Here is a 23,162-nt window from a genome sequence, read left to right on the forward strand (position 1 = left end):
GAAATAAGATGAAAAAATTATTGATCGCATGCCTGTGTTTGATGGGCATTGTGTTCGTAGCCATCGGCGCGGGCGCACAGGAAGACTGGACCGCCCCCGAAGATGATCTGGTCATCAACTTCATCAAGGGTAAGAGTCCTAAAGATCACGGCGTGGTTTTCAACCATTCAAGCCATGCAAACCACGAATGTGTTGACTGCCACCATAAAATGAAAAAAACAGGCGAGCCGACCAGTTGTGCCGACTGTCATACCAACTTTGAACCGATTCCTGCCAAGGGATACAAATCCTACTTCAAAGCCATGCATTATAAGCGTAAGGACCTCAAACGCGCTTCCTGCCTCGGCTGCCATGTCAAGGAATTTGGCAATGACAAGGAAATGAGCGGATGCATCAACTCCGCATGTCACCCTGAGGGAATCAGGTAAACCTAAAAAACAGTCTACATTATATGCAAGGACGAATCCCGTCCAAGCACTCCATGAAAAAGCTCGCTTCGGCGAGTTTTTTCTTTTTTTAAACGATGAAAGCAAGTAATATATAAACTCTAGCTTAACTAAAAAACTTATAAAATCGGCAATAAGCTGGTGAATTATGAGTTTCTATAAATGCAAAATATTCTGTTTTATCTGGGTAATCGTCATATTTGTACCAAATTTGACGAAAGCAGAAACTGTAGCCCAAATAACAATTCCTTATATCCATCCAGAGGATCACCGACATGATTATGTCGTAGATTTGCTAAGGCTTTCTTTGAACAAAACAATTGATGAATACGGAGATTATGAACTTAAACAGTATCAACTACCAACGGAACAGGATCGAAGCCTACGTATGGTTAAATGCGAAGGTGGAATCGATATTGTATGGTCAATGACTTCCATTAAAAGGGAAAAAGAATTCCTACCGATACGCATCCCACTTCAAAAAGGACTCCTCGGATATAGGGTCTTTATAATCAAAGCAGGCAGGCAAGACTCTTTCCGTAAAATAAAATTAATTAATAACTTGAAATATTTCATTGCAGGACAAGGACACGATTGGCCGGATACAAAAATATTAAGAGCTAACGGTCTGCCTGTCGAAACCTGTTCCCATTATTCTTTTTGCTTTGACATGCTGCTTCAGAACAGGTTTGATTATCTACCACGTAGCGTAAGCGAACCATGGAATGAAATTGCCAAATACCCCAATAAAGAACTTGTTGTCGAAAAAAAACTCCTGCTTAAATATACCGCTCCACTCTATTTCTTCGTAAGCCGTAAGAATGTTAAGATGGCTGAGAGGCTAGAAAAAGGCTTGCGACTAGCGATTAAAGATGGTTCATTTGACAAACTATTTTACAACCATCCACAACTACGCACGATGTTTGAAAAAATTTGTTTTAATAAACGCATAGTAATTGAATTGAAAAATCCTTTGTTGCCGCCGGAGACTCCTACAGAAGATAAATCACTATGGATAGATCTTAAAAAACTTCCTTAATCTTCCACAAACCGCTCGTCCGACTTCAAAATCTCAGATTTATCCGCATTTTTTTCCAGCCAACCGAAACGGTCGGCAGGAACAGCATCAAATTTTTTCACATAAGGCTTAATGTCAATCAGAGGAGATCCATCAAGAACGTCCACACCTTTGATATGAAGGATATTGCCCTCAATACGAATCAATTCCACGGTAGACATTCCGATCATATTCGGCCTGCGCGGGGCACGAGTGGAGAACACCCCCCTCTCTTCATTGTCCATAAATGGTATAAGCTTCAGCTTGTATCCTTCATTTTTATGAAAATGATACAGCAAAATAATGTGAGAGAACCCTTCGAGATCCTGCAAGCCTTCTTCCAAGGCTCCGTGCAGTTCAATTCTTCCTTCAACATCTTTTGCTCCGGAAGGCTGAATTGGCATTCCTTCAAGCGAATCAAAAGGAGAACGAATGAGACCGATGGGGTGAAAAATTATGGCATCTTTTTCAGGTAAAGCCATTTTATCCTCCGAAAGCAAGTAAAAAACCCTTCTGAAGTTAAAGTGACACTTTAACTTCAGAAGAGGACAATTTAGCTAGCTTTTCATAATTTCAGCCACCAGCTCAGCGCAACTGGTTAAACTTTCGATTTTAATAAACTCTTCTGTGGTGTGCACCTTGCTCATTCCAATTCCCAAGGTGACAGCATTAAAACCTTTACCGTAAAGAATATTCGCGTCACTGCCGCCACCGGTAGGAACTCTTTTGGGAGTAACACCTATATTTTTGCAGGCATCTTCGACCCGGGCCAGTACTTTACTGTCATCAGCCACCTTAAGGGCAGGATATGAAATTTCATATTCAAACTTATACTCCCCGCCGACTTTCTCAACAGCAGCAGCGCAGCATGCTTCCATATGCTCAAGCTGCTTTTTGAGAGAATCATCATGCAGAGAACGGGCTTCAGCGGTCAGGGTTACTGAGTCGGCAACAATATTGGTTGCGCTGCCGCCCTCAATACGTCCAAGGTTTGCAGTGGTGCATTCATCAATGCGCAGCAGGTTCATCTTGGAAACAGCTTCAGCCGCAATCTGAATAGCACTAATACCCTCTTCCGGTGCAATTCCAGCATGAGCAGATTTACCGATAAAGGTAATATTAATTGCAGCCTTAGCGGGTGCCGCAACAACGATAGTGCCTACATCTCCGCTTGAATCGAGAATGACAATATCTTTAGCCGGAAGTAAATCCGTATCCAGATTCTTGGCACCATGCATGCCTGACTCTTCACAGATGGAAAATACGAAATAAACGTCGGGATGAGGAATTGATTCTTCCTCCAAATGATTGAGTGCTTCAATAGCCATGGCTATCCCGGCCTTGTCGTCACCACCAAGAACAGTATCTCCGGCACTGCGGACGACATCGCCATCAATGATCGGCTCAACGCCAATGCAGGGCTGCACGCAGTCCATATGTGCGGAAAAAGTAATAGGCTCCCCTTCTCCCGTAGCAGAGACATGTACGATAAGGTTACCGGTATTACCTCCGGTCAACTCACCAGCTTTGTCTTCACTAACTTTGAAGCCTCTTTTCTCCATTTTTTCACGAAGATAAACGGCAACCTCTTTTTCTTTAAGAGAAGGACTGTCAATGCGAACAAGATCAAAAAACAATTCAAGAATTCGTTCTTGATTTATCATAATAACTCCCAAAAAAGACTTAAATTTGAGAAATATTTATCACCGAAGTATTCACTTGAACAGGAGTATTTTTGAATAAACCCAATCACATAATATATTGTCTTTTAAAATGTTTTTAAAATTTCGAATTATAAAATGACTTAGACTAGAAAGTTATACTTGCATGAACCGAACTTTGCACATAGTATTCTTAATTAGTATAAATTTAACTACTGGGTTGGGGAACCAAAATGAAGTATTTTAATGTATTATGTGTCACGTGTTTTGTTTTCTTATTAAGCAGCGTACCTGCTTTCGCCTCAACATTTACTTTTGGCAATTCAGAATACACAATTGTCCAATCTATGGGTATTAGTTGGGATGAAGCGAAACTTGCTGCAGAAAATGCCGGTGGGCATCTGGTAACCATTACGTCATCAGAAGAAAACAATTTCCTAAAAAACACAGTATTTCAGGGAAACGATAAGGCATACTGGCTTGGAGCTTACCAGACTGGTGATGAGAATAGGCAAAATCCTACTTCCAACTGGCATTGGGTCACTGGCGAAGATTGGAATTATACCGACTGGTACAGCGCAGAGCCCAATAACTCTCGAATTGACGAGTTCCACTTGAGCGCAGACCAAAGATTTAACTACCAGTGGAACGATGAAGGATCTGCCGTTTCATCCATGATTAACGGCTACGTGATTGAAAAGCCAACTGCTCCCACACCTATTCCAGGCGCAATCTGGCTTCTCGGAGCTTCTTTGATCGGACTTTTCGGAATCAAAAAGAAATTTGCGAAATAATACGTTTCATCAGCAACAAGAAATCCCGGCAGCCTCTCAGGTTACCGGGATTTTTTTATTGAAAAGAAACAGCTGTTAAGCGTTACAGGCTTTATTTCTTTCAGCTTCGGTCAATGCAACCATATCGCGTAAAATTTTCAGGGTTTCTTCCGCTTCTTTGGGATCGAGCTTGCGTAACGCAAATCCGGCATGAACAATGAGATAGTCGCCAATTTCAACTTCATCAGCCAAAAGCATAAGCGAAGCATCAAGGTATGTTTCACCCTCGCCTACCTTACATTTTGCAACTTGATCTTCAATGGACTTAATCTGAACAGGAATAGCTAAACACATGTAAAACACCCCTTATCGGCACTAGGCCATCTTTTCATAACTGCCGCCGGCTGCGGAAACTTCCTCAAGCACCTTTTCCATCATGAAAGGAAGCCGCTCCAGCGTCACATCAGAAACCTCATCATGCATGGTCTGATAGTCCTTCGGCTCCACACCGATAACCACACATTCAGGACGTCTGTCGCACAACTCGCACAGGACCATTGTATCGAGCAGGTCTGTCTGATGCATTGAATCCTTAAAAGCCAGACTCCTACGCAAATCCTCTCCTGTCAAGCGGTAAACCGAACCGGGCTCGTCATTACCCAGAACGGCATCCACTACGATCAGGAAATCGCATTCCATCATAGGCCCCATCAACTTGGTGCCAAGTGTGCCGCCGTCCATTACTTCAACGTTATCTGAAAATGAGTACTGATTCATCAGCTCATTTACCACCTTCACGCCGATACCTTCATCAGTGAAAAGTATGTTTCCCACCCCAAGAACTAAAATCTTTTTCTCTTCTGTCATTCAGATGCCTCCGGCGGCTCTCCGAGGGCCAGAGGGGAAAAACTTTTGCAAAAGCTTTTCCCCTCTGGGCTCCCCTTTTCAAAAACTTTTAACGGGCTTCGCTACTGATCTTTAAAAATTTTTTACAGTCCATTTCTATTCCATCCCTATAGATCTCTCTAGCTTAATTTGGAATGGAAATACAACCAAAAAATCAAATATTTCAGATAGAAATTAAAAAAACGGGAGTCTGTAAACAGGCTCCCGTAATATTTCCTTGAAGCTTGAACCAACTAGAGAATCTTGAACTTGTGAACTTCGTTGGTGTGAGCATCGATGACGTGTACGCCGCAGGCGATACAGGGGTCATAGGAGTGAACAGTACGCAGAATTTCAACAGGACGCTTGGGATCAGCAATGGGTGTTCCCATGAGTGCTTCCTCAACTGCGGACATCTTGTTCTGGTTACAACGGGGACCGAGGTTCCATGTGGAAGGTACAACAAGCTGGAAGTTTTCGATCTTGCCGCCCTTGATCTTGATCCAGTGAGACAGACCACCGCGAGGTGCGCCAACAAATCCGACACCTTCAGCTTCATCGGGCATTTCCCATTCAACTGCGAGATCGGTATTACCGGAAGCAACGTTGTCTTCGAGGTTGTTAACCCACTCAACCATCTTGTTACCGGCAACAACGGTTTCGATACCACGGGCAGCGGTTCTACCAAGAGTGGAGAACAGTGCTTCAGGTCCAACTCCGAGAGTGGAGAGAACGTGATTAACAACAGGAACAACGTTCTTGTTACCGCGAGCGTAGGAAACCAGCATCTGTGCCAGCGGACCAACTTCCATGGATTCGCCTTTGTAACGAGGAGCCTTCATCCAAGAATAGCGGTCACGGTCTTCGTAGTTGGTGTACTTGGGTTCGGTTTCACCTTCGTACGGATGGAGGGAAGAGTTACCGTTATACCAGCTATGGCTGATATCTTCTTTGATGGAATCAGGGTTGAAATCCATGACATTGCTGAGGTCACGGTTCATGATTACGCCCTGCTCAAGGAAACGGCTATTGATATCAGCTTCCACATCCGGGAACTCACCGAAGGTCAGGAAGTTGGTAGTACCGCCGATTCCGGCCCAGTCTTTGTAGTAAGATGCGACCATCAGCAGATCGGGAATGTAGCATTCGTTAACAAATGCCATAGTTTCGTTATAAAGATCCTTGAATTCCTGAATACGTTTCGGAGTCAAGGAATCATAGCAGGTTACGCCGCCCACAATAGTGAACTGGGTATGGGGGTTCTTTGCACCGAAAACAGCCATTGCGCGGGCAGCCTTAACCTGAAGATGCAGACCTTCAAGATAGTGAGCAGTTGCAATGAGGTTTTCTTCGGGGCGCAGGTAGTAAGCATCATGCCCACCGAGAAAGTAAGCATTGGTGAAGATACCGAGCTGGCCGGAATCAACAAACTTTTTCAGTTTTTCCTGAACAGCCTTGAGATCTTCAGCTTTGGTCACGCGAGTTGACTGGCTGTTTGCAATCTTGGCAGCCTTGACGGGATCAGCCTGAAGCGCACTTACGACATCAACCCAGTCAAGGGCATGCAGATGATAGAAATGCACGATATGGTCATGCAGATACTGGGCGCCCAGTACGAGGTTACGGATAAGACGTGCGTTTTCAGGCAGGTTCTTATCGACACCAACAGCGTTATCTACGCAACGGGTGGAAGCCAGTGCGTGAGTATAAGTACATACACCGCAGGAACGCTGGGTAAAATGCTGAGCATCGCGGGGGTCACGTCCTTTAAGGATAATTTCCAGACCGCGGAAGAGCTGAGAGCTACTCCATACGTTACTTACTTTACCGTTTTCGACCTCTACTTCGATCTTGAGGTGACCCTCAATTCGGGTAAGCGGGTCGACAATCACCGGACCGGTGTATTTTTTATCATAAGGGGTCGCCATTACAGCGGGGCCCGATTTAGCCTTGCAACCAGACATATACAATCCTCCAAATGAATAGAAAGTTAGCTTTAAACTTCTATGTAGTTGACAGCACTAGCCCTGCTCGTAGAACGGACTCATTTCATCCCAGAAATCGGGCTCACTGCAACCGATGCAGGGGTGACCGGCCTCAACAGGCCAGTTGGTCTGATTAAACTTGACTTTCGGACAGTTGTTGTAGGTGTCCGGACCTTTGCATCCGAGTTCGTAGAGGCAGTAGCCTTTTTTAGCTTCTTCAGATGAGAAGGAAGGTGCAAATTCATCATTGTCAAAATGCTTGAGTCTCGGACAGTTGTCATGCACGGACTCACCGTAGAAAAGGGTCGGACGGCCGACATCGTCGAGTTCGGGGATTCCCTTGGTCAGGTAATGAACAACAGTACCTACAAAGTTGAACGGGTTGGTCGGGCAACCGGGCAGGTTTACAGTAGTTACGCCACCGAGAGCTTCGGAAACGCCTTTGGCTTGAGACGGGTTGGGTGCAGCAGCCTGAACACCGCCGTAGCAGGCGCAGGTACCGATGCAGATGGTTGCTTTTGCGTGAGGAACGATTTCCTGCACGATTTCAAGCATGGTTTTACCACCAACTTTACCCCATGCTCCACCTTCAATAGTCGGGATACCTCCCTCAACAACGCAGATGAAGCCTTCTGGAGAATTCACTGCTTCATGCAGTGCTTCTTCTGCGGCATGACCGGCGGCAGCCATGATAGTTTCATGGTAGTCGAGGGAAATGGTGTCGAGAATAAGAGCATCAATATAAGGAGAAACAGTACGAAGAACAGCTTCTGAACAGCCGGTACATTCGGCTGCATGCAGATAGACAACAGAAGGACGCTTTTTCTGAGTCAGGGCTTCCGCTACAGTCGGCGCAAAAGCAGGTCCCATTCCCATAACAGCGGCGGTTGTTGCGCAGAACTTCATGAAATCGCGGCGGGAGACGCCATTCTGCTCAAGGCGTTCTTCCGCTCCATCTTTTCCGAGTCCCACAGAGAATTTCATAAAAACCTCCATCCTCTAATTAAAGATAGTAGGGTCTACCCCCTAAGCATTGCAGTCTTCGATTCAAGACTGGAAACGTTCCCGCCTAAAAGTCCGCAATGCACACTAAATTTTTACCCACCAGCTTTGGCTCAAGATATCAGTCTCACTTTGATACAACCTCTCACACAAAAGCTAATGTATTGAAAATTCTAATTACTCTTAAACCATTTAACTATGATAGCGTCAACCCCAAATGGAAAATTATTGTTTTTGATGCATATTTTGCTGGCTCATAGATAAAAATCGCACCAAGTAACATTAATTTTAAAATATTATGTATCAAACATGCATCTTATTATATTTTGTTTATTCTTAAAACCAAATCATTAACAACATAATAACAAACACATAATTCACACACTTTTACATAAAAATAACACGGCAAAAAAAAGACGCAACCCAAACGGGTTGCGTCTAGCAAAAAGTATATAAAAACAGTTACTAACCGTTACTAACAAAGTTTCCTTTTATTCTTTCTACCACTTTTTCTTTAATCTCTTCAAAAATCTCATCCGGAGTCTGATCAGCATCAACAACAACGATTCTATCATTATTAAGTGCTGCCCAGGTCAAATACCCTTCACGAACCCGGCTGTGAAAGTCCAGAGATTCAGCTTCAAAGCGCCCTTCTTCCTGCATTTTATTTTCCTGCAGGTTGCGCGTCATGGCCCGTTTCAAGCCAATCTCCGGATCGATATCCAAAAGAATTGTCAAATCAGGCCAGCTTCCACAAACTGCCACGTCATTAAGTTCACGCAGCAACTTCGGATCAAGACCGCGACCATACCCCTGATAAACAATAGTAGAATCCGCAAACCGATCTGAAATTATAATTTTCCCAGCTTCGACTGCGGGTTTTATAACCTGACTGACATGCTGGGCACGATCTGCCAGATAAAGAAAAAGCTCGCATTCACCTGTAATATCGGTGCTGTCCATATTGAGCAGGATTTTACGCAACTCTTTACCTATCCGGCTGCCGCCAGGCTCAAGAGTTACATCAACACTGTGTCCGGACTCTTCAAGAAATGTTGTAAGTTTCTTGATCTGTGTGGTTTTACCTGTCCCTTCTATGCCTTCAAAGGTAATGAACATTGAGCCTCCGATTTTTTGAGTTCACACTTGCTCGACGGATTGTCAGGTGATTTTTCCGCCTTGTACAAATACCTGTCCAGAAACCGTTGATACGGAGTCCAGTTGCTCTCTGAGCTTTCTAACTTACCTAATTCTGCGAAAATTGTATTCATTTTTGCATCAATATTATCAGCAAAATGTAAAATGAACGCTTCGGGTGTCTTCGGACGCTTGGGGGCACCGAATTCATATTCGCCATGATGCGAAAGGATCAAATGTTTCAAGTGAAGCTTTAACTTTGGATCAAGATCCCTTGATTTCTGCAGGAATGGTTCGAGGATTTCCACACCTATATGGATATGCCCCAGCAACCGCCCTTCATCAGTGTAATCGTTGGTCAGGCCACCTGAAAGTTCCCATGCCTTACCCAAATCATGAAAAATTGCTGCAGCCAGTACCACCTGACGGTCAACTTCAGGGTAATTATCGCAAATGGACATACATAGTTTTGCAACAGCCAATGTATGCTCCAACAGGCCGCCGACATAAGCATGGTGAACAGCCTTTGCACCGGTGGCGGTCAAAAGACGATCATAAACAGTTTGATCCTTGAGCACCTTCCGGCAGAACTTCTTCCAAGGAATATGGACCATGTGCTCTGCAATGAGGTAGTCCAGTTCCTGCATCATGTATTCGGGCTTTTCTTTGCTCGAAGGAAGAAAATCAGTGATATCCAGACCGGCATATTCAGGATTCAGGATATCAAGAACTTCCACAGTCAGCTGCGGTTTATCCCTGAAGGATCCGACCATCCCCCCGGCAACAACAAACATTCCGGCTTCAAGAGTTGGAAAAGATTGACTTAACGGACTCCATATTTTTGCTTCAACCGCACCGGAATTATCCTGCAAACGCAGATTCCAAAACGGACCGTTCCTTGATTCACGCAGTTGGGCATCGCCGACGAGAAAGATATCCTTGACTCTCTCCCCGTTTATAAGATCTTTAATATATGTATATTTTTGTGACACTTCTTGCTATTCCTGAATTGCTTTGATACCTCGCCAACAGGCAACGTTTTTTTTAAACTTGTCAACGGCGTTTTTATATAACTGCCCGGAATTTGTATTCATAGTCAACCCACGGGAAGACTGTCCAATTATTTTTGAAATGTCCACCGGAGAAAACTGATGAATATACTACTGACCAACGATGACGGCATCCAGGCTGTAGGCCTTCGCGCTCTTTATCACGGTCTTAAAAGGGCCGGAATGAATGTCCAGGTGGTCGCTCCAGTCGCGGAACAATCCGCAGTGGGACACGCCGTATCGCTCTCTTCACCCCTTCGAGTCAAGAAATTTGAAGAAGACGGTTTTACCGGGCTGGGTGTTTACGGGACTCCTGTAGATTGCGTCAAGCTCGGACTGACCACCTTGCTGGAGACAAAACCGGACATCGTTGTTTCCGGCATCAACAGCGGAGCCAACGTCGGCGTAGATATTCTATACTCAGGAACAGTATCCGCTGCAACCGAAGGTGCGCTGATGGGTTATCCGGCCATGGCTGTTTCTTACGACAGCTTCAAACCGGAAGAACTGACCGATCAGGGGGACTACTGCGCAGAACTGCTCAAGAAAATACCTTGGGACCGTCTGGGCGATAAAACCGTTGTAAATCTCAACTTCCCGGCAGTTCCGGTCAAGGATGCCGAGGAGCTTAAAATATGTCGTCATACACGTGTTTCATGGCAGGATTGGTATGAAGCACGTGAAGATCCGCGAGGACACAAATATTACTGGCTGAACGGTGTCATGCCCAAAGAGAAAATCAGCCCCGGTACAGACAGGGATCTGCTGACCAAAGGCCATATTACCATGACACCACTACATTTTGATTTCACCGATCGAGAGGCAATTGCAACTCTGGAGCAAAGCTTCGGTATATAGTCCATGTCTTTTTAAAGAGTATATGGACATTTTGTTTCTTGATAGGGTATATAGAGTGTATTTGGAACCAATTTGCGGCAACTGCAACTGAACAAGGGAAGTATGGCAAACAGAATATATTGTCTGTCAGATATAAGTTTCAGCAAAAATGCCGCTTCATCATTTAAGTATAGTTATCCACTAAGGAGGATTACATGCCACTAGTTTCGCCCAAGGAAATGTTCGAGGGAGCCTATGCCGGCGGCTATGCCATTGGCGCGTTCAACGTGAACAACATGGAGATCATTCAGGGAATCATGGAAGCGGGAAGCGAGGAGAACGCTCCCCTCATTCTTCAGGTTTCCGCCGGTGCTAAAAAATATGCCGGTTTGGGCTACATCATGAAACTCATGGAAGCTGCACTGCTGGATACAGACCTTCCGGTAGTACTTCATCTCGACCACGGCGCAAACTTTGAGATCTGCAAAGAAGTAATCGACGGCGGATTCACATCCGTAATGATCGACGGTTCACATCTTCCTTTTGAGGAAAACATCGCTGAAACCAAGAAGGTTGTTGAGTATGCCCACGAAAGGGGCGTATGGGTAGAAGCCGAACTTGGACGTCTCGCAGGCGTTGAAGAAGATGTTGTTTCCGACAAAACCATCTACACCGACCCTGACGAAGCAGTTGAATTTGTAGAACGCTCAGGCTGCGACTCTCTCGCTATCGCAATCGGAACCAGCCATGGCGCATACAAATTCACCGGCGAAGCAAAACTTGATTTTGACCGTCTGGATAAAATCGCTTCTCTGATGCCTAACTACCCCATCGTTCTGCACGGCGCATCCAGCGTTGTTCCCGAATTTGTAGCCATGGCAAACCAATTCGGCGGCGACATTGCCGGAGCAAAGGGCGTCCCCGAAGACCTCCTGCGCAAAGCTGCTTCCAAAGCAGTCTGCAAAATCAACATCGACACCGACATTCGCCTTGCAATGACTGGTGTTATCCGCAAATTCATGGCCGAAAACCCCACCGTATTTGATCCGAGGGGCTATCTGGGTGCATCCCGCGAGGCCGTTAAGGAAATGGTCCGCCACAAGATTATCAACGTGCTGGGCTGCTCCAATAAAGCATAATTTTTACAGGCCGTTTTTTTAGGGAATTAACGGCCTGTATAATATAGACCAGGGACCCGCATCTTTTTAGATGCCAAAGGGAAGAATGTCTCAGGGTTTGAATCGCCGCAACCAGGGAAAATCGCGGCCCAGCTGTGTTCAAACCTCTGAAATTTTGAATATAACCGGATAAGCTAGGGAAGCTTTCCGGATTCGAGATTTCTTAGACTGAATAAGGAGAAAACAAGCAATGGCTGTAAAAGTAGGTATTAATGGATTCGGCAGAATCGGGCGCTACCTCGTCCGCCTGATTCACGACAGTAAGGATTTTGATCTTGTTGCGATCAACGCCCGTGCATCAAATGAAGACCTCGCTCTTCTTTTCAAGCACGATTCCGTTCATGGTACTTTCCATGCTGATGTAGAAGCCAACGATGACGGCTTCACCATCAACGGCAAGCAGATCAAGGTTACCAGATGCGCTCCCGGCGAGTGGATTTGGAAAGACCTCGGCTGTGATATGGTTGTTGAAACAACAGGCAAATTCCGTGACCGTGCAAGCTGTGAAAAACACATGGCCTGCGGTGCGAAGAAAGTTGTCATCAGCTCACCCGGAATTGATGCAGATCTGACTGTAGTTATGGGCGTTAACGATGCTGATATTAAACCGGAACACAACATTATTTCCGGCGCATCCTGCACCACTAACTGTCTTGCCCCAGTTGCTAAAGTAATTAACGATGAGTTCGGTCTTGAACGCGGCCTGATGACCACTGTTCATGCCTACACCATGAGCCAGAGGGTTCTGGACGGTTCCCACAAGGATATCCGCCGTGCCCGTGCCTGCGCTGTAAACATGGTTCCCACCACCACAGGTGCAGCCAAGGCTGTAACCATGGTTATTCCCGAACTGAAAGGCAAACTGGACGGTATGTCCATCCGCGTTCCCACACCTAACGTCTCCCTTGTGGACCTTACCTGTGACCTCGGTCGCGAAACCACAAAGGAAGAAGTTAACGCCGTGCTTGCCAAAGCTGCTAACGAGCACATGGGCTACACAGAAAAGCCCCTCGTTTCCACCGACTACCTTGGCGATACCCATGGCGGTGTTGTTGACGGTCCGCTGACCGAAGTCATGGACGGAAAAATGCTCAAGCTCATCATCTGGTACGACAATGAAGCCAGCTTCACAAACCAGCTCGTCCGCTTGATGAACAAAGTAGCCGGAATGATGTAATACCATTCCCACCGCAATGAAAAATCCCTCTCAGTTCTCCGGAATTGAGAGGGATTTTATTTGAAACAGCTTAACTCTATTAACATTCCCAGAGTATCCGCAATTTATCTGGCTACCAATTTTTCTGCTGCAAATTATTGCTCCATGTCTCAACAGTAAAAAAACACCAGCATTTCATCCAAATTGTCATTGACGTGGCAAATTTAATAACCTTCTGGATTTGTGTTTAATTTCATAGTATTTGAGTGTTATGTTTGATTCTGACGGCCAACAATTAAAGGCCGATAATAAAAAATACCTTTTTGACTCCCTGCTCTTCTGTATAATTGTAACCTGCTTCTGCTACCTTTTGTATAAGGGAACGGAATCATTAGGCTATAACTGGCAATGGTTCCGTGTTCCGGGCTTTTTTTTCAGCTTCAAAGAAGGGGACTTTATTCCCGGACCGTTACTGGAAGGACTTGGAGTTACCCTTGAAATAACTGCTTTAAGCTTTGTGCTGACCTTTATGATCGGACTGGGAACTGCAATCATGCGTTTATCCGGTTCATTCACCGCCAAAGCGATTGCCCGTATCTATCTGGAAATAATCCGCAATACCCCTCTGCTGATTCAACTCTTTTTCATCTATTTTGTAGTTGCTCCAATTATCGGCATTAATGGATTCTGGGCATCAGTAATCGCTCTCAGCCTTTTTGAAGGAGCCTATGCATCTGAAATTTTCAGGGCAGGAATCACTTCCATTGATAAAGGACAATGGGAAGCAGCCTTCAGCTTGGGCGGAGACAAAAAATTCGCTTATACAAATGTAATTCTTCCACAGGCTGTACCAAGGATCGCACCTCCCCTTGCCGGACAGGCGATAGCTCTTGTTAAAGATTCAGCACTGGTCAGTACCGTCGCCATCTACGACCTGACCATGCAGGGGCAATCAATAATATCTGAAACCTTCCTAACTTTTGAGATATGGTTTACTGTTGCAGCCATATATCTTTCGATTACGCTTTTGCTCTCGTGGGTATTGGATAAAACCGCCCGCAAGTTCAAAAGCGAATGGTAATTCAAGTATCAACTATCTGGAGGAAAAAAATGACCTTATGGAGAACTGTTACCGTCGGTATTGCTACCGCAATCCTGATTATGGGACTCTCTTCCGCCGTCTGGGCCGGAGATGCCAGACAAAATCTTTCACAGGACAGCACACTTGAAAAAGTCCTTAAACGTGAAACGCTGAGAGTTGGCTTTTCCACTTTTAAACCGTGGGCTATGAAAGGCAAAAACGGCGACTTTATCGGTTTTGAAATCGATGTGGCAAAACGTCTGGCCTCGGATATGGGTGTAAAAGTAAGCTTTATCCCCACCAAATGGGACGGAATCATCCCTGCCCTGCTCACCGGTAAATTCGATATAATTATAGGTGGCATGGGCATCACCCCCAAACGCAATCTCAAGGTCAATTTTTCCGATCCTTATGAATTCAGCGGGATGTCCATCGTAGCAAACAAAGATGTTGCTGCTGATAAATCATCGCTGGCTGATTTCAATAATGCTGAGACCCGCGTATCTGTCCGTCTCGGTACCACTGCTGAAAAAGCAGCTAAAAACTTCCTGCCTAAAGCAAAACTCCTTAAATTCAATGATGAAGCAGCATCAATTCAGGAACTGCTCAATGGCAAGGCTGCCTGCCTCGTGGCCTCCAATCCCCTGCCAGAAACCCTTGCCAAGAAATACCCCGGCAAGCTTTATCTGCCCCTGCAGGCAGATTTCACAAGTGAACCCATCGGTTTCGCTGTACGCAAAGGGGATCCTGATTTCCTCAACTACCTGAACAACTGGATCAAGGTCTGCAACTCCGAAGGTTGGCTCGAAGCCCGCTACAACTACTGGTTCAAAACTGAAGACTGGAAGTCACAGGTAGAATAAAAACAACTATTAGATCATTAAAAACAGCTTCTCTCATGACATAACTGTCGCGAGAGAAGCTGTTTTTAACTATTCTACATTATTTTATAAAATTTGAAGCGACATTTATGTCTATTTAATAGACCGCTTTTAGTATTATTAAATATAGCTTACAATAAAGATGACCCATCCTAAATCACGCATTCTTTTCGACGCCAACACTAACATCTCTCGAAAGGAAAAAACGTATTTAAAACATCGGAGGTTACGATGAATCTATGGAGAATTCTCAGTGTAAGCATCGCAATTGCAATTTTAACGGTCAGTCTGACTTTCCCGGTTATGGCTGATGACATTGGGAGAGATTTTTCAAAAGGCGACACTCTTGAAAAAATTCTCCAACGTGAAACCATTAGAGTTGGAATTTCAATCTTTGAACCGTGGGTCATGCAAGACCAAAACGGTCAGTATGTTGGATTTGAAATAGATGTAGCCAAAAGGTTAGCTGCAGATATGGGGGTTAAAGTAGACTTCGTGCCCACGGATTGGGACACTATCATTCCCGCACTGATCGAACACGAATTTGATATCATCATATGCGGAATGAACATGACTCCCGAGCGGATTCTTAAAGTCAATTTTTCCGACCCATATGAATTCAACTCAATGTCCATTGTCGCCAATAAGAATGTAAAAACAGGCAAAATGACCCGGGCGGACTACAATAACGCTAAAGTTGGCCCCTCACATCTTTCGGCATTAGAAGACTTCAATAGCCCCAGAATACGTATTGGAGTACGCACAGGAACAACCGCAGTAAACGCTGTAAAGAACTACACCCCAAAGGCTGAGGCTGTTCTTTTTAAGGATGAGGAAACTTCAATCAAAGCTTTATTAAACGGAGAGGTGTGTTGCCTTATGCTGTCTCAGCCTCTTCCGCAGATACTTGCCGAAAAATATCCTAAGAAGCTGTATCTGCCTATGGAATCCGGATTTGCCTGGGAACCCAGCGGATTCGTAGTCCGCAAGGGCGATCACGATTTTTTAACCTACCTTAACAACTGGATAAGGATCTGCGATTCTGACGGCTGGCTTAAAACTCGGTACCATTACTGGTTTAAAAGCTATCCTTGGAAGACTCAGATAAAATGATTTTATAAATGTTTGAATCAAAAAACAAAATATCCTCCCGTGACATCCTGCTTCTGACATGTATCATGGGAGGAATTATTATAATTCTCCATCATCTTGCGCATGGCCTGAACTACAACTGGGATTGGTCCGTAATTCCTGGCTATATTGCCCGCTATGATAGTAACTCAGGCGACTGGAGAGCAGGCATGCTCACGCAGGGACTACTGGTCACCCTGCGACTTTCCCTCTGGTCTATCCTGCTGGCACTCGTTGCCGGAACCATAATGGGAATGTGGAGAGTCAGCCCAAGACCTTTACTACGCATGATTTCCAGCAGTTATGTAGGACTGGTCCGCAATATACCGCCGCTGGTACTCATCTTTATCTTCTATTTTTTTCTCGGCGACCAAATTATGCAGTCAACCGGGATAACCGAACTTTCATACACTCTTGATGACAGTTCTTCACCTATATTAACAACCCTGTTCGGCACTGTGGAACAGCTTCCGGCTTTTCTGTCCGGAGTGCTGACTCTGGCTCTTTTTGAAGGGGCATACCTAACTGAAATTGTTAGGGCCGGAATAGAATCCATTGATCAAGAGCAATGGGAAGCTTCAGCTGCACTGGGTTTTAACAGACGCAACCAACTGATCCACATTATCCTGCCGCAGGCCTTTTCTAGGTCTCTGCCGCCGCTGGCCGGTCAGTTTATCTCAACAATTAAAGACTCTTCCATTGTCTCGGTGATTTCCATTCAGGAGCTGACTTTCGCAGGACAGGAATTGATGTCCGCCACTTACCGAACTTTCGAGATATGGACTCTGGTAATCATAATGTATTTTATACTTACTTTTCCTTGTTCAATCGCAGTCCGTAAGCTTGAAATAAAAATGAACAATCACAAAGGGACGCATCATTGATGTACTAGAACGGGCTGCCCCGGAGCACAAATGATCCGGGGGTCAGGCCCTTCGACAATAGTATTCCCTTGCATGAAATAATTTTCAATCTGATCTGTTATTCCCATAAATGCTTCCACAACAGCAGGATCAAACTGAGTACCGGAACAAGTTTTAATTTCATCTATTATTCTACTGAACTCTATTGCTTTCCGATACGGACGATTACTGGCCATTGCTGAAAGAGTGTCGGCAACTGCAATAACCCTGGCCCCGAAAGGAATGTTTTCTCCCTTTAAAGCATACGGGTATCCTGCTCCATCATACCTTTCATGATGATGAAGAATTATTCCGGGAATACGATCCAGCCCGGAGACCGTAGCAACCGGCTTTACAATTTCAGCCCCCATAGCCGGATGCTTCTTTACAATTTCATACTCTTCCAGAGTCAATCGTCCTTCCTTTTTAAGAATTGAATCAGGGAGGCCGATTTTACCTATATCATGCAGGTGGCCTGCAATATGTAACAGTTCGCATTCCTGATCATTTAAACCAAGCTGCACGCCCAAGGCTTGGGCCACAACAGCTACCTCTTCTGAATGTGAACAGGTATAATGATCTTTGGCGTCAATTGCATTGCCTAACGACTCCGCAAATTGGTGAACCGTCATGCTTGCTACATTATTATCGTATTCTTTTTTTCTATTAAAATAGTTAATTATTTTTCTCATGGATCACCATTAGCTATTCGTAATTTGTAAGCGATGAACTGGAAGGCAGACTATTTTAATCGAAAATGATTGTCAATTGCATTTAAATTAAACTTTTTAAAATAAAATATAATCTTAAAAAAATCATTTATAAATCTTGATCTGTAACAAGATAATTCACACACAAACCCTTTTTAAATACAGCCATCTACATGAAATAACGCCATTTATTCACACAAACGTAACCTTCAGGACATCTCAATGTGTCTTTATGAACATAAGTTGCCTCCAATTAAGTCGAGGAGGAGTCATATATGTCTCTGAAATTAAAGCTGATTACATTTTGCGTTGCTATTGGACTGATACCACTGCTGGTTGTCGGAACTTTAAGTGTTAACATGGCATCAAACGCATTGTCCGCCCAAGCATTCGGACAGCTTGAGTCTGTACGTGACGCTAAGAAGAAAAACCTGCAGGACCTTGTGGACAAATGGTTTCACGAAGTAAAGCTCTTCTCCAACGTAAAAGAAGTATACAACGCAGTAGGACTGATCGGTGAGTATGCTTTAGAATATGAAATCCCGGGCCAACCCTTAAACGTTACTTCCGAAGAATATAAGGAAGTCCACCAATACGCGGCAACTCCATTTATTCCGTTCGTTAAGACCCTAGGCTACGACGATGCAATTCTCATCAATGATTATGGCCGGGTTCTATTCTCCATTAGAAAGGAAAAGGATCTTGGAGCAGACCTTAAAAACGGGCAGTACAAAAGCACTAACCTTGCACAGGCTTTTAAAAAAGCAGTCAAAGGGGAGATTGTATTTGCAGACTTCGAGCCTTACGCGCCCATGGGCGGAACTCCGGTTGCTTTTGTCTGCGCCCCTGTTCGCTCGCATGCAGGAGATGTTCAAGGCGTCGTTGCTTTACGGATTCCGCAAAACGAAATCAACTCTATTATGAGCTTGCGCAGCGGTATGGGGAAAACAGGGGAATCATATCTGGTTGGACCGGACTTTCTGATGCGTTCTGATTCTGAACTTAATCCGGACCGTACTATCAACAATTCCTTTAAAAACCAGCATAAAGGAAGGATAGAATCTGCAGCAGTCAAATTAGCGTTGGAAGGCAAGAGTAATACCGACCTCATGAAAAGCAGTCACGATATTGAGCAGCTTGTCGCTTATGCCCCCATTGAAATAGGGAAAACGCGCTGGGCTCTTATCTCTGAGATCCATAAGGAAGAAGCATTTGAAGCAGTAACAACTCTCAGAATTTTTGCCCTGATCATCTCGGGAATTACGGCTTTAATTGTTGTGCTGGTTACCCTTATTTTTCTACGCAGCTCCATCCTTGGACCACTTGAGAGAATTGAACACTTTGTCACTGCGGTCTCCAACGGTAATTTCAAAGCCAGTCTTGAAGGTAAATTCAAAAGTGAAATCAAGAAACTTGCTGATGGAATTCAGGTGATGGTTGCAGAGCTGAAAAACAAGCTCGGCTTCTCGCAAGGAATGCTGGACGGCATGACGGTTCCATGTCTAATCTCTGATACTGAGGCCAATATTTCATACATCAACCAACCGCTCTGCGAATTGCTGGAAAGTGGAAAATCCTGCGAGAGCTGGATCGGACGCCCAGTAAAAGACCTTTTACAGGCTCCTCCCGGGGAAAAAGGGATTTTAACCCGCTGCCTCGATGAAAGACACCCTATTGTTAATGTTGAGCGGCGCTTGAAAACCAAAAAAGATAACTACCGAGATGTTCGCATTGATGCGGCCCCGCTTTATGATCTGGACAATGAACTCATCGGCGGATTCGCCATCATTGTTGACCTTAGTTACATGAAAGCCAAGGAAGAACAGATCAGCGAGCAGCACAAAGTCATGGTTGAAATCACCGAAAAGGCACAATCAATTTCTAAATATCTGACCAAAGGTGCATCCGAGATTGAAACGCAGGTTGATCAGGTTTCCTCAAACACTGAAAAACAATTTGACCGTATCGAGTACTCATCTCAGGCAATAACTGAAATGAATCATACCTTGCTCAATTCAGTCAGCAATGCTGAAAATGCAGCAGATCAAGCTAAACAAACACGCGTACGCGCAGAGGACGGCATGCAGACAATGACCGAAACCAGCGTAGCGATAGATCAACTGCAGGCCCTATCCGATACGGTAAAAAGCAACATGCACCAGCTCGGCGAACAGAGTCAGTCTATCGGCGGAATCATCGGAGTAATCAATGATATTGCCGACCAGACTAATCTGCTGGCATTAAACGCAGCGATTGAAGCTGCCAGAGCAGGAGAAGCCGGCCGAGGATTCGCCGTGGTTGCTGATGAAGTGCGTAAACTGGCAGAAAAGACCATGCAATCTACACGAGAAGTTGAAGATGCAATCAAAGGTATCCAAAATGCAGCTCAGTCCAATATTGAAAATACAGATCAAACAGTTGAGGCTGTAGAGCATGCCAGCGAATTGGTAGAAAAATCAGTTAAGGCATTTCAGGAAATCTCAGGAATGTCTGAAGATACTGCTACTGAAATCGCAAAAATAGCTCAAGCTACGGACCAGCAATCTGAAGCCCATGACCAAATCCATAAAAGTGTGGAAGATCTGAAAATGCTTGCAGGTGACACTAAATCTGACATGCAGGAATCAGCCAAGTCCATCACCTCATTGGCTAGGACTGCACAGGAATTGGAAAAGCTCATCGAACGGCTCAGCAATGCCGCGGGTATATAACAACTCTAGGATTGTAACAAACAAAAAGCCGCCCTGCTCCAAATACAGAACAGGGCGGCTTTAATATCTATAACAGTAAAACTAATCCAGCGTCATACTTGCCATGATCGCTTCAAGGCGACGGGCTTCGCTGGCCAGTATATCATCATCAAGTTTTTCCTCGGTAACCTTGAAAGGTTCTCCCAGCAAAATTTTGCATGGCATGAACGGTTTAGGCAATTCAAACCTGTCCCACGAGTTTTCAAAAACGATAGGGTTATCCGGATAAGCCCGCATGGGAATAATTGAAGCCCCTGTCTTCTGGGCAATTGCCAGAATTCCGGACTTTACTTCATGACGAGGCCCCTTGGGACCATCCATTGTGATAGCACCGATCTTACCTTTCTTGCGCATGATCCGTGCTACTCCGAGCATAGCCTTCAATCCGCCACGAGTGGAAGAACCACGCGCAACTTCATATCCGATCCGCTCAAGCACTTCAGTTATGATCTGTCCGTCCTTGCTGTCACTGGCCATGGTTACCAGCGGAAGTTTTTCCAAAAAGCCAAGACCGATCAGGCTGAATAATTCATTATGCCATAGGGCCAGCATAAGCGGCTTGCCCTGCTTGTGCGGCTCAATGATATTTTCATATCCGCTGATATCATAACGCATTGACCTTACCCACCAACGATAAAGAAAGGCTACCTGCGGTGCAAATATGACCGGATCAATCTTGATTTTCATGGCTAAGCGTTATCCTGGAACTGCATGTTATAAAGCTTGATATACAGCGGACATTTTTCCAGAAGCTCCTTGTGGCTGCCTTTGGAAACAATCTTGCCTTTTTCCATGACCACGATCACATCAGCTGAAAGTACAGTGGAAAGCCTGTGAGCAATTACAATGCTGGTCCTGTCCTTCATGAGATTCTCAAGGGCCATCTGTACAATGCGTTCCGCTTCGGTATCAAGGGCACTGGTGGCCTCATCGAGAATAAGCAGCGGCGGGTTCTTGAGCAATGCACGAGCAATGGTCAGACGCTGTTTCTGTCCGCCGGAAAGCCTTACTCCGCGTTCACCGACCATAGTCTCGTAACCTTCAGGAAGCTTTTCAACAAACTCATGAGCATAAGCATTCCGTGCGCTCTGCTGGACACTCTCAAGAGAGGCATCCTGACTTACATAGGCAATGTTATCACGTACAGAAGCATTAAACAGGAAGGTTTCCTGCGAAACCATACCGATATTCAAACGTAGAGACTTCAAGGTGTAATCACTGACTGCCCTGCCGTTAATAGCAATTGAACCTTCGCTAGCATCGTAAAAACGGGGAATCAGGTTAACCAGAGTTGTCTTACCGGATCCACTGGGACCGACAATGGCTATCTTCTGCCCTGCTTCAACATCAAGGTTGATATTGTCCAGAACAGGCTTTTCAGAAGAAGGATAGCTGAAGGTAAGGTCTTTGATTTCCAGCTTTTTAAAATCCTGTTCCCACTCTACGGAACCACCCTGCTCAACATTGATCTTCGGAGAATCAAGAATCTCAAAAACCCTTTCCGCCCCGGCAAGCGCGCGCTGGATGGTATGGTTGGAAGTGTTCATTTTCTTGATCGGCTCATAAAGCATGACCATCGCGGCAATAAAAGAAAAGAAAGTACCCGGTGTAGACTGACCTTCAATTACCTGAGAACCGCCGTACCAGAGCACAAGACCGATACCGATGGCCCCGACAACTTCCATGATACGGGATGAAAGTTCACTGTTCAGGACTTCTTTAATAGCAATCCTGACCAGACGACCGTTTTCTTCTTTAAATTTGCCTGTTTCACGATTCTCATTGGCAAAAGCCTTGATTACCTTCACCCCGCTGAAACTCTCCTGCAGCAAAGCGTTAATATCTGAAATCTTGCTTTGATTCTTCCGGCCCAACTTACGCAGCTTGCGCCCAAAATAAAAAAACGGGAAAATTGCCAGCGGTAGAACCAGCACGGCAAAAGCTGCCAGATAAGGATCACGGTAAAAAACCAGACCGATCAGACAGATAATGGTGCAGGCCTCGCGAATCATCATAATAAATGAAGGCAGGCTGGCCCGGATTTCAATAACATCGTTCAGAATACGTGACATAAGCATGCCCACCTGACTTTCTTCAAAGAAATTCATGGGCAAGCATATAATTTTGTTGAAAAGATCGTTTCTGAGCCGTTCAAGCACCAACAGACCGGTGCTGTTCATCAGATAGGTCTGCAAAAACCTGAAGACACCTTTGATCAGCATGACCAAAACAAAAGCGATTGGAACCAGCTTCAGGGCCTCGCGGTCCTTATTAATGAAGATATCGTCCATGGCCGGCTGGATCAGGTACGCGGTTGCGGCAGTAGCTGCGGCAACGATTGCCATGGAAACAAATGCAATGAAAATCTTAAACTTGTACGGTCCGAAATATGAAAGACATCTCTTAATGAGATGTTTATTTTTCAGATAGCTGTATTTTCCGCCTTTAGGCAAATTGAAACTCCTTTATTGTGGCTAAACGCCGATTGCGCTTTTTCCTTACTTCTCATTGGCTGCAATCGCAAGTGTCTATTCCGCAAAG

Annotated in this window: 22 protein-coding genes; 11 read left to right on the plus strand and 11 right to left on the minus strand. The window is 45.0% G+C overall.

Going from position 1 to position 23,162, the window contains the following annotated elements:
- The first annotated feature begins 8 nt into the window (after window positions 1-8).
- Together ACKU40_RS06010 and ACKU40_RS06015 are read left to right on the plus strand one after the other, a co-directional pair.
- On the plus strand, window positions 9-428 hold the full coding sequence (locus ACKU40_RS06010; RefSeq protein WP_320175611.1) for a cytochrome c3 family protein: 420 nt from the start codon (window positions 9-11) through the stop codon (window positions 426-428).
- A 166-nt stretch (window positions 429-594) separates the two neighbouring features.
- A complete protein-coding gene (locus ACKU40_RS06015) occupies window positions 595-1,485 on the plus strand; it encodes a hypothetical protein (protein ID WP_320175612.1) in 891 nt (296 codons plus the stop codon).
- On the opposite strand, the gene tsaA is transcribed toward ACKU40_RS06015, so the two are convergent.
- Window positions 1,482-1,985 (minus strand): tRNA (N6-threonylcarbamoyladenosine(37)-N6)-methyltransferase TrmO, encoded by a 504-nt coding sequence (gene tsaA, locus ACKU40_RS06020; protein ID WP_320175613.1) that lies wholly within the window; start codon window positions 1,983-1,985, stop codon window positions 1,482-1,484. The genes ACKU40_RS06015 and tsaA overlap by 4 nt on opposite strands.
- Window positions 1,986-2,060: 75 nt before the next feature.
- A complete protein-coding gene (locus ACKU40_RS06025) occupies window positions 2,061-3,167 on the minus strand; it encodes a M20/M25/M40 family metallo-hydrolase (RefSeq protein ID WP_320175614.1) in 1,107 nt (368 codons plus the stop codon).
- A 230-nt stretch (window positions 3,168-3,397) separates the two neighbouring features.
- Between ACKU40_RS06025 and ACKU40_RS06030 the strand changes: the two genes are divergently transcribed.
- Window positions 3,398-3,958, plus strand: a complete 561-nt coding sequence (locus ACKU40_RS06030; protein WP_320175615.1) for a lectin-like protein — start codon at window positions 3,398-3,400, stop codon at window positions 3,956-3,958.
- A gap of 75 nt (window positions 3,959-4,033) precedes the next feature.
- Here ACKU40_RS06030 and ACKU40_RS06035 read toward each other — a convergent pair whose 3' ends face one another.
- The 6 genes from ACKU40_RS06035 to ACKU40_RS06060 form a co-directional block, all read right to left on the minus strand.
- Window positions 4,034-4,291: a HypC/HybG/HupF family hydrogenase formation chaperone gene (locus ACKU40_RS06035; protein WP_320175616.1), complete on the minus strand. Its 258-nt coding sequence runs from the start codon at window positions 4,289-4,291 to the stop codon at window positions 4,034-4,036.
- Window positions 4,292-4,312: 21 nt separating this feature from the next.
- On the minus strand, window positions 4,313-4,804 hold the full coding sequence (locus ACKU40_RS06040; protein WP_320175617.1) for a HyaD/HybD family hydrogenase maturation endopeptidase: 492 nt from the start codon (window positions 4,802-4,804) through the stop codon (window positions 4,313-4,315).
- A gap of 272 nt (window positions 4,805-5,076) precedes the next feature.
- Entirely contained in the window at window positions 5,077-6,786 is a 1,710-nt protein-coding gene (locus ACKU40_RS06045; protein ID WP_320175618.1) for a nickel-dependent hydrogenase large subunit, read from the minus strand.
- 57 nt (window positions 6,787-6,843) lie between these two features.
- Window positions 6,844-7,791: a hydrogenase small subunit gene (locus tag ACKU40_RS06050; RefSeq protein ID WP_320175619.1), complete on the minus strand. Its 948-nt coding sequence runs from the start codon at window positions 7,789-7,791 to the stop codon at window positions 6,844-6,846.
- Window positions 7,792-8,274: 483 nt separating this feature from the next.
- Complete coding sequence (gene tmk / locus ACKU40_RS06055) at window positions 8,275-8,928, minus strand: dTMP kinase (RefSeq protein WP_320175620.1); 654 nt, start codon at window positions 8,926-8,928, stop codon at window positions 8,275-8,277.
- Window positions 8,904-9,938: an HD domain-containing protein gene (locus tag ACKU40_RS06060; protein ID WP_320175621.1), complete on the minus strand. Its 1,035-nt coding sequence runs from the start codon at window positions 9,936-9,938 to the stop codon at window positions 8,904-8,906. The genes tmk and ACKU40_RS06060 overlap by 25 nt, the downstream gene beginning before the upstream one ends.
- Window positions 9,939-10,097: 159 nt before the next feature.
- Between ACKU40_RS06060 and surE the strand changes: the two genes are divergently transcribed.
- From surE to ACKU40_RS06095, 7 genes are all read left to right on the plus strand, one after another.
- Window positions 10,098-10,853 carry a 5'/3'-nucleotidase SurE gene (gene surE / locus ACKU40_RS06065; protein WP_320175622.1) on the plus strand — a complete coding sequence of 252 codons (756 nt, stop codon included), beginning with the start codon at window positions 10,098-10,100 and terminating at the stop codon, window positions 10,851-10,853.
- Window positions 10,854-11,047: 194 nt separating this feature from the next.
- A complete protein-coding gene (gene fba, locus ACKU40_RS06070; protein ID WP_320175623.1) occupies window positions 11,048-11,971 on the plus strand; it encodes a class II fructose-1,6-bisphosphate aldolase in 924 nt (307 codons plus the stop codon).
- A gap of 229 nt (window positions 11,972-12,200) precedes the next feature.
- Window positions 12,201-13,187, plus strand: coding sequence for a type I glyceraldehyde-3-phosphate dehydrogenase (gene gap, locus ACKU40_RS06075; RefSeq protein WP_320175624.1), 987 nt, complete (start codon window positions 12,201-12,203; stop codon window positions 13,185-13,187).
- 250 nt (window positions 13,188-13,437) lie between these two features.
- A complete protein-coding gene (locus ACKU40_RS06080; RefSeq protein ID WP_320175625.1) occupies window positions 13,438-14,247 on the plus strand; it encodes an amino acid ABC transporter permease in 810 nt (269 codons plus the stop codon).
- 29 nt (window positions 14,248-14,276) lie between these two features.
- Window positions 14,277-15,110 carry a transporter substrate-binding domain-containing protein gene (locus ACKU40_RS06085; RefSeq protein WP_320175626.1) on the plus strand — a complete coding sequence of 278 codons (834 nt, stop codon included), beginning with the start codon at window positions 14,277-14,279 and terminating at the stop codon, window positions 15,108-15,110.
- A gap of 249 nt (window positions 15,111-15,359) precedes the next feature.
- A complete protein-coding gene (locus tag ACKU40_RS06090) occupies window positions 15,360-16,241 on the plus strand; it encodes a transporter substrate-binding domain-containing protein (protein ID WP_320175627.1) in 882 nt (293 codons plus the stop codon).
- An 8-nt stretch (window positions 16,242-16,249) separates the two neighbouring features.
- The gene (locus ACKU40_RS06095; RefSeq protein ID WP_320175628.1) at window positions 16,250-17,143 is read left to right on the plus strand and encodes an amino acid ABC transporter permease; all 894 of its coding nucleotides are present in this window, start codon (window positions 16,250-16,252) and stop codon (window positions 17,141-17,143) included.
- On the opposite strand, the gene ACKU40_RS06100 is transcribed toward ACKU40_RS06095, so the two are convergent.
- The gene (locus ACKU40_RS06100; protein WP_320175629.1) at window positions 17,137-17,853 is read right to left on the minus strand and encodes an HD-GYP domain-containing protein; all 717 of its coding nucleotides are present in this window, start codon (window positions 17,851-17,853) and stop codon (window positions 17,137-17,139) included. The two genes, ACKU40_RS06095 and ACKU40_RS06100, sit on opposite strands and share 7 nt — an antisense overlap.
- A 293-nt stretch (window positions 17,854-18,146) precedes the next feature.
- Here ACKU40_RS06100 and ACKU40_RS06105 point away from each other — a divergent pair, with 293 nt between their 5' ends.
- Window positions 18,147-20,582 carry a methyl-accepting chemotaxis protein gene (locus tag ACKU40_RS06105; RefSeq protein WP_320175630.1) on the plus strand — a complete coding sequence of 812 codons (2,436 nt, stop codon included), beginning with the start codon at window positions 18,147-18,149 and terminating at the stop codon, window positions 20,580-20,582.
- Window positions 20,583-20,663: 81 nt separating this feature from the next.
- On the opposite strand, the gene ACKU40_RS06110 is transcribed toward ACKU40_RS06105, so the two are convergent.
- Together ACKU40_RS06110 and ACKU40_RS06115 are read right to left on the minus strand one after the other, a co-directional pair.
- The gene (locus ACKU40_RS06110) at window positions 20,664-21,308 is read right to left on the minus strand and encodes a lysophospholipid acyltransferase family protein (RefSeq protein ID WP_320175631.1); all 645 of its coding nucleotides are present in this window, start codon (window positions 21,306-21,308) and stop codon (window positions 20,664-20,666) included.
- 2 nt (window positions 21,309-21,310) lie between these two features.
- Window positions 21,311-23,074, minus strand: coding sequence for an ABC transporter transmembrane domain-containing protein (locus ACKU40_RS06115; protein WP_320175632.1), 1,764 nt, complete (start codon window positions 23,072-23,074; stop codon window positions 21,311-21,313).
- Window positions 23,075-23,162 lie beyond the last annotated feature (88 nt).

The sequence above is a fragment of the Maridesulfovibrio sp. genome, assembly GCF_963666665.1.
Taxonomy (GTDB): domain Bacteria; phylum Desulfobacterota; class Desulfovibrionia; order Desulfovibrionales; family Desulfovibrionaceae; genus Maridesulfovibrio.

What these genes read in the sequence shown, in the direction of transcription:
- ACKU40_RS06010 (WP_320175611.1), top strand. Translation starts at nt 9, where the DNA reads ATGAAAAAATTATTGATCGCATGCCTGTGTTTGATGGGCATTGTGTTC.
- ACKU40_RS06015 (WP_320175612.1), top strand. Translation starts at nt 595, where the DNA reads ATGAGTTTCTATAAATGCAAAATATTCTGTTTTATCTGGGTAATCGTC.
- tsaA (WP_320175613.1), bottom strand. Translation starts at nt 1,985, where the DNA reads ATGGCTTTACCTGAAAAAGATGCCATAATTTTTCACCCCATCGGTCTC.
- ACKU40_RS06025 (WP_320175614.1), bottom strand. Translation starts at nt 3,167, where the DNA reads ATGATAAATCAAGAACGAATTCTTGAATTGTTTTTTGATCTTGTTCGC.
- ACKU40_RS06030 (WP_320175615.1), top strand. Translation starts at nt 3,398, where the DNA reads ATGAAGTATTTTAATGTATTATGTGTCACGTGTTTTGTTTTCTTATTA.
- ACKU40_RS06035 (WP_320175616.1), bottom strand. Translation starts at nt 4,291, where the DNA reads ATGTGTTTAGCTATTCCTGTTCAGATTAAGTCCATTGAAGATCAAGTT.
- ACKU40_RS06040 (WP_320175617.1), bottom strand. Translation starts at nt 4,804, where the DNA reads ATGACAGAAGAGAAAAAGATTTTAGTTCTTGGGGTGGGAAACATACTT.
- ACKU40_RS06045 (WP_320175618.1), bottom strand. Translation starts at nt 6,786, where the DNA reads ATGTCTGGTTGCAAGGCTAAATCGGGCCCCGCTGTAATGGCGACCCCT.
- ACKU40_RS06050 (WP_320175619.1), bottom strand. Translation starts at nt 7,791, where the DNA reads ATGAAATTCTCTGTGGGACTCGGAAAAGATGGAGCGGAAGAACGCCTT.
- tmk (WP_320175620.1), bottom strand. Translation starts at nt 8,928, where the DNA reads ATGTTCATTACCTTTGAAGGCATAGAAGGGACAGGTAAAACCACACAG.
- surE (WP_320175622.1), top strand. Translation starts at nt 10,098, where the DNA reads ATGAATATACTACTGACCAACGATGACGGCATCCAGGCTGTAGGCCTT.
- fba (WP_320175623.1), top strand. Translation starts at nt 11,048, where the DNA reads ATGCCACTAGTTTCGCCCAAGGAAATGTTCGAGGGAGCCTATGCCGGC.
- gap (WP_320175624.1), top strand. Translation starts at nt 12,201, where the DNA reads ATGGCTGTAAAAGTAGGTATTAATGGATTCGGCAGAATCGGGCGCTAC.
- ACKU40_RS06080 (WP_320175625.1), top strand. Translation starts at nt 13,438, where the DNA reads ATGTTTGATTCTGACGGCCAACAATTAAAGGCCGATAATAAAAAATAC.
- ACKU40_RS06085 (WP_320175626.1), top strand. Translation starts at nt 14,277, where the DNA reads ATGACCTTATGGAGAACTGTTACCGTCGGTATTGCTACCGCAATCCTG.
- ACKU40_RS06090 (WP_320175627.1), top strand. Translation starts at nt 15,360, where the DNA reads ATGAATCTATGGAGAATTCTCAGTGTAAGCATCGCAATTGCAATTTTA.
- ACKU40_RS06095 (WP_320175628.1), top strand. Translation starts at nt 16,250, where the DNA reads ATGTTTGAATCAAAAAACAAAATATCCTCCCGTGACATCCTGCTTCTG.
- ACKU40_RS06100 (WP_320175629.1), bottom strand. Translation starts at nt 17,853, where the DNA reads ATGAGAAAAATAATTAACTATTTTAATAGAAAAAAAGAATACGATAAT.
- ACKU40_RS06105 (WP_320175630.1), top strand. Translation starts at nt 18,147, where the DNA reads ATGTCTCTGAAATTAAAGCTGATTACATTTTGCGTTGCTATTGGACTG.
- ACKU40_RS06110 (WP_320175631.1), bottom strand. Translation starts at nt 21,308, where the DNA reads ATGAAAATCAAGATTGATCCGGTCATATTTGCACCGCAGGTAGCCTTT.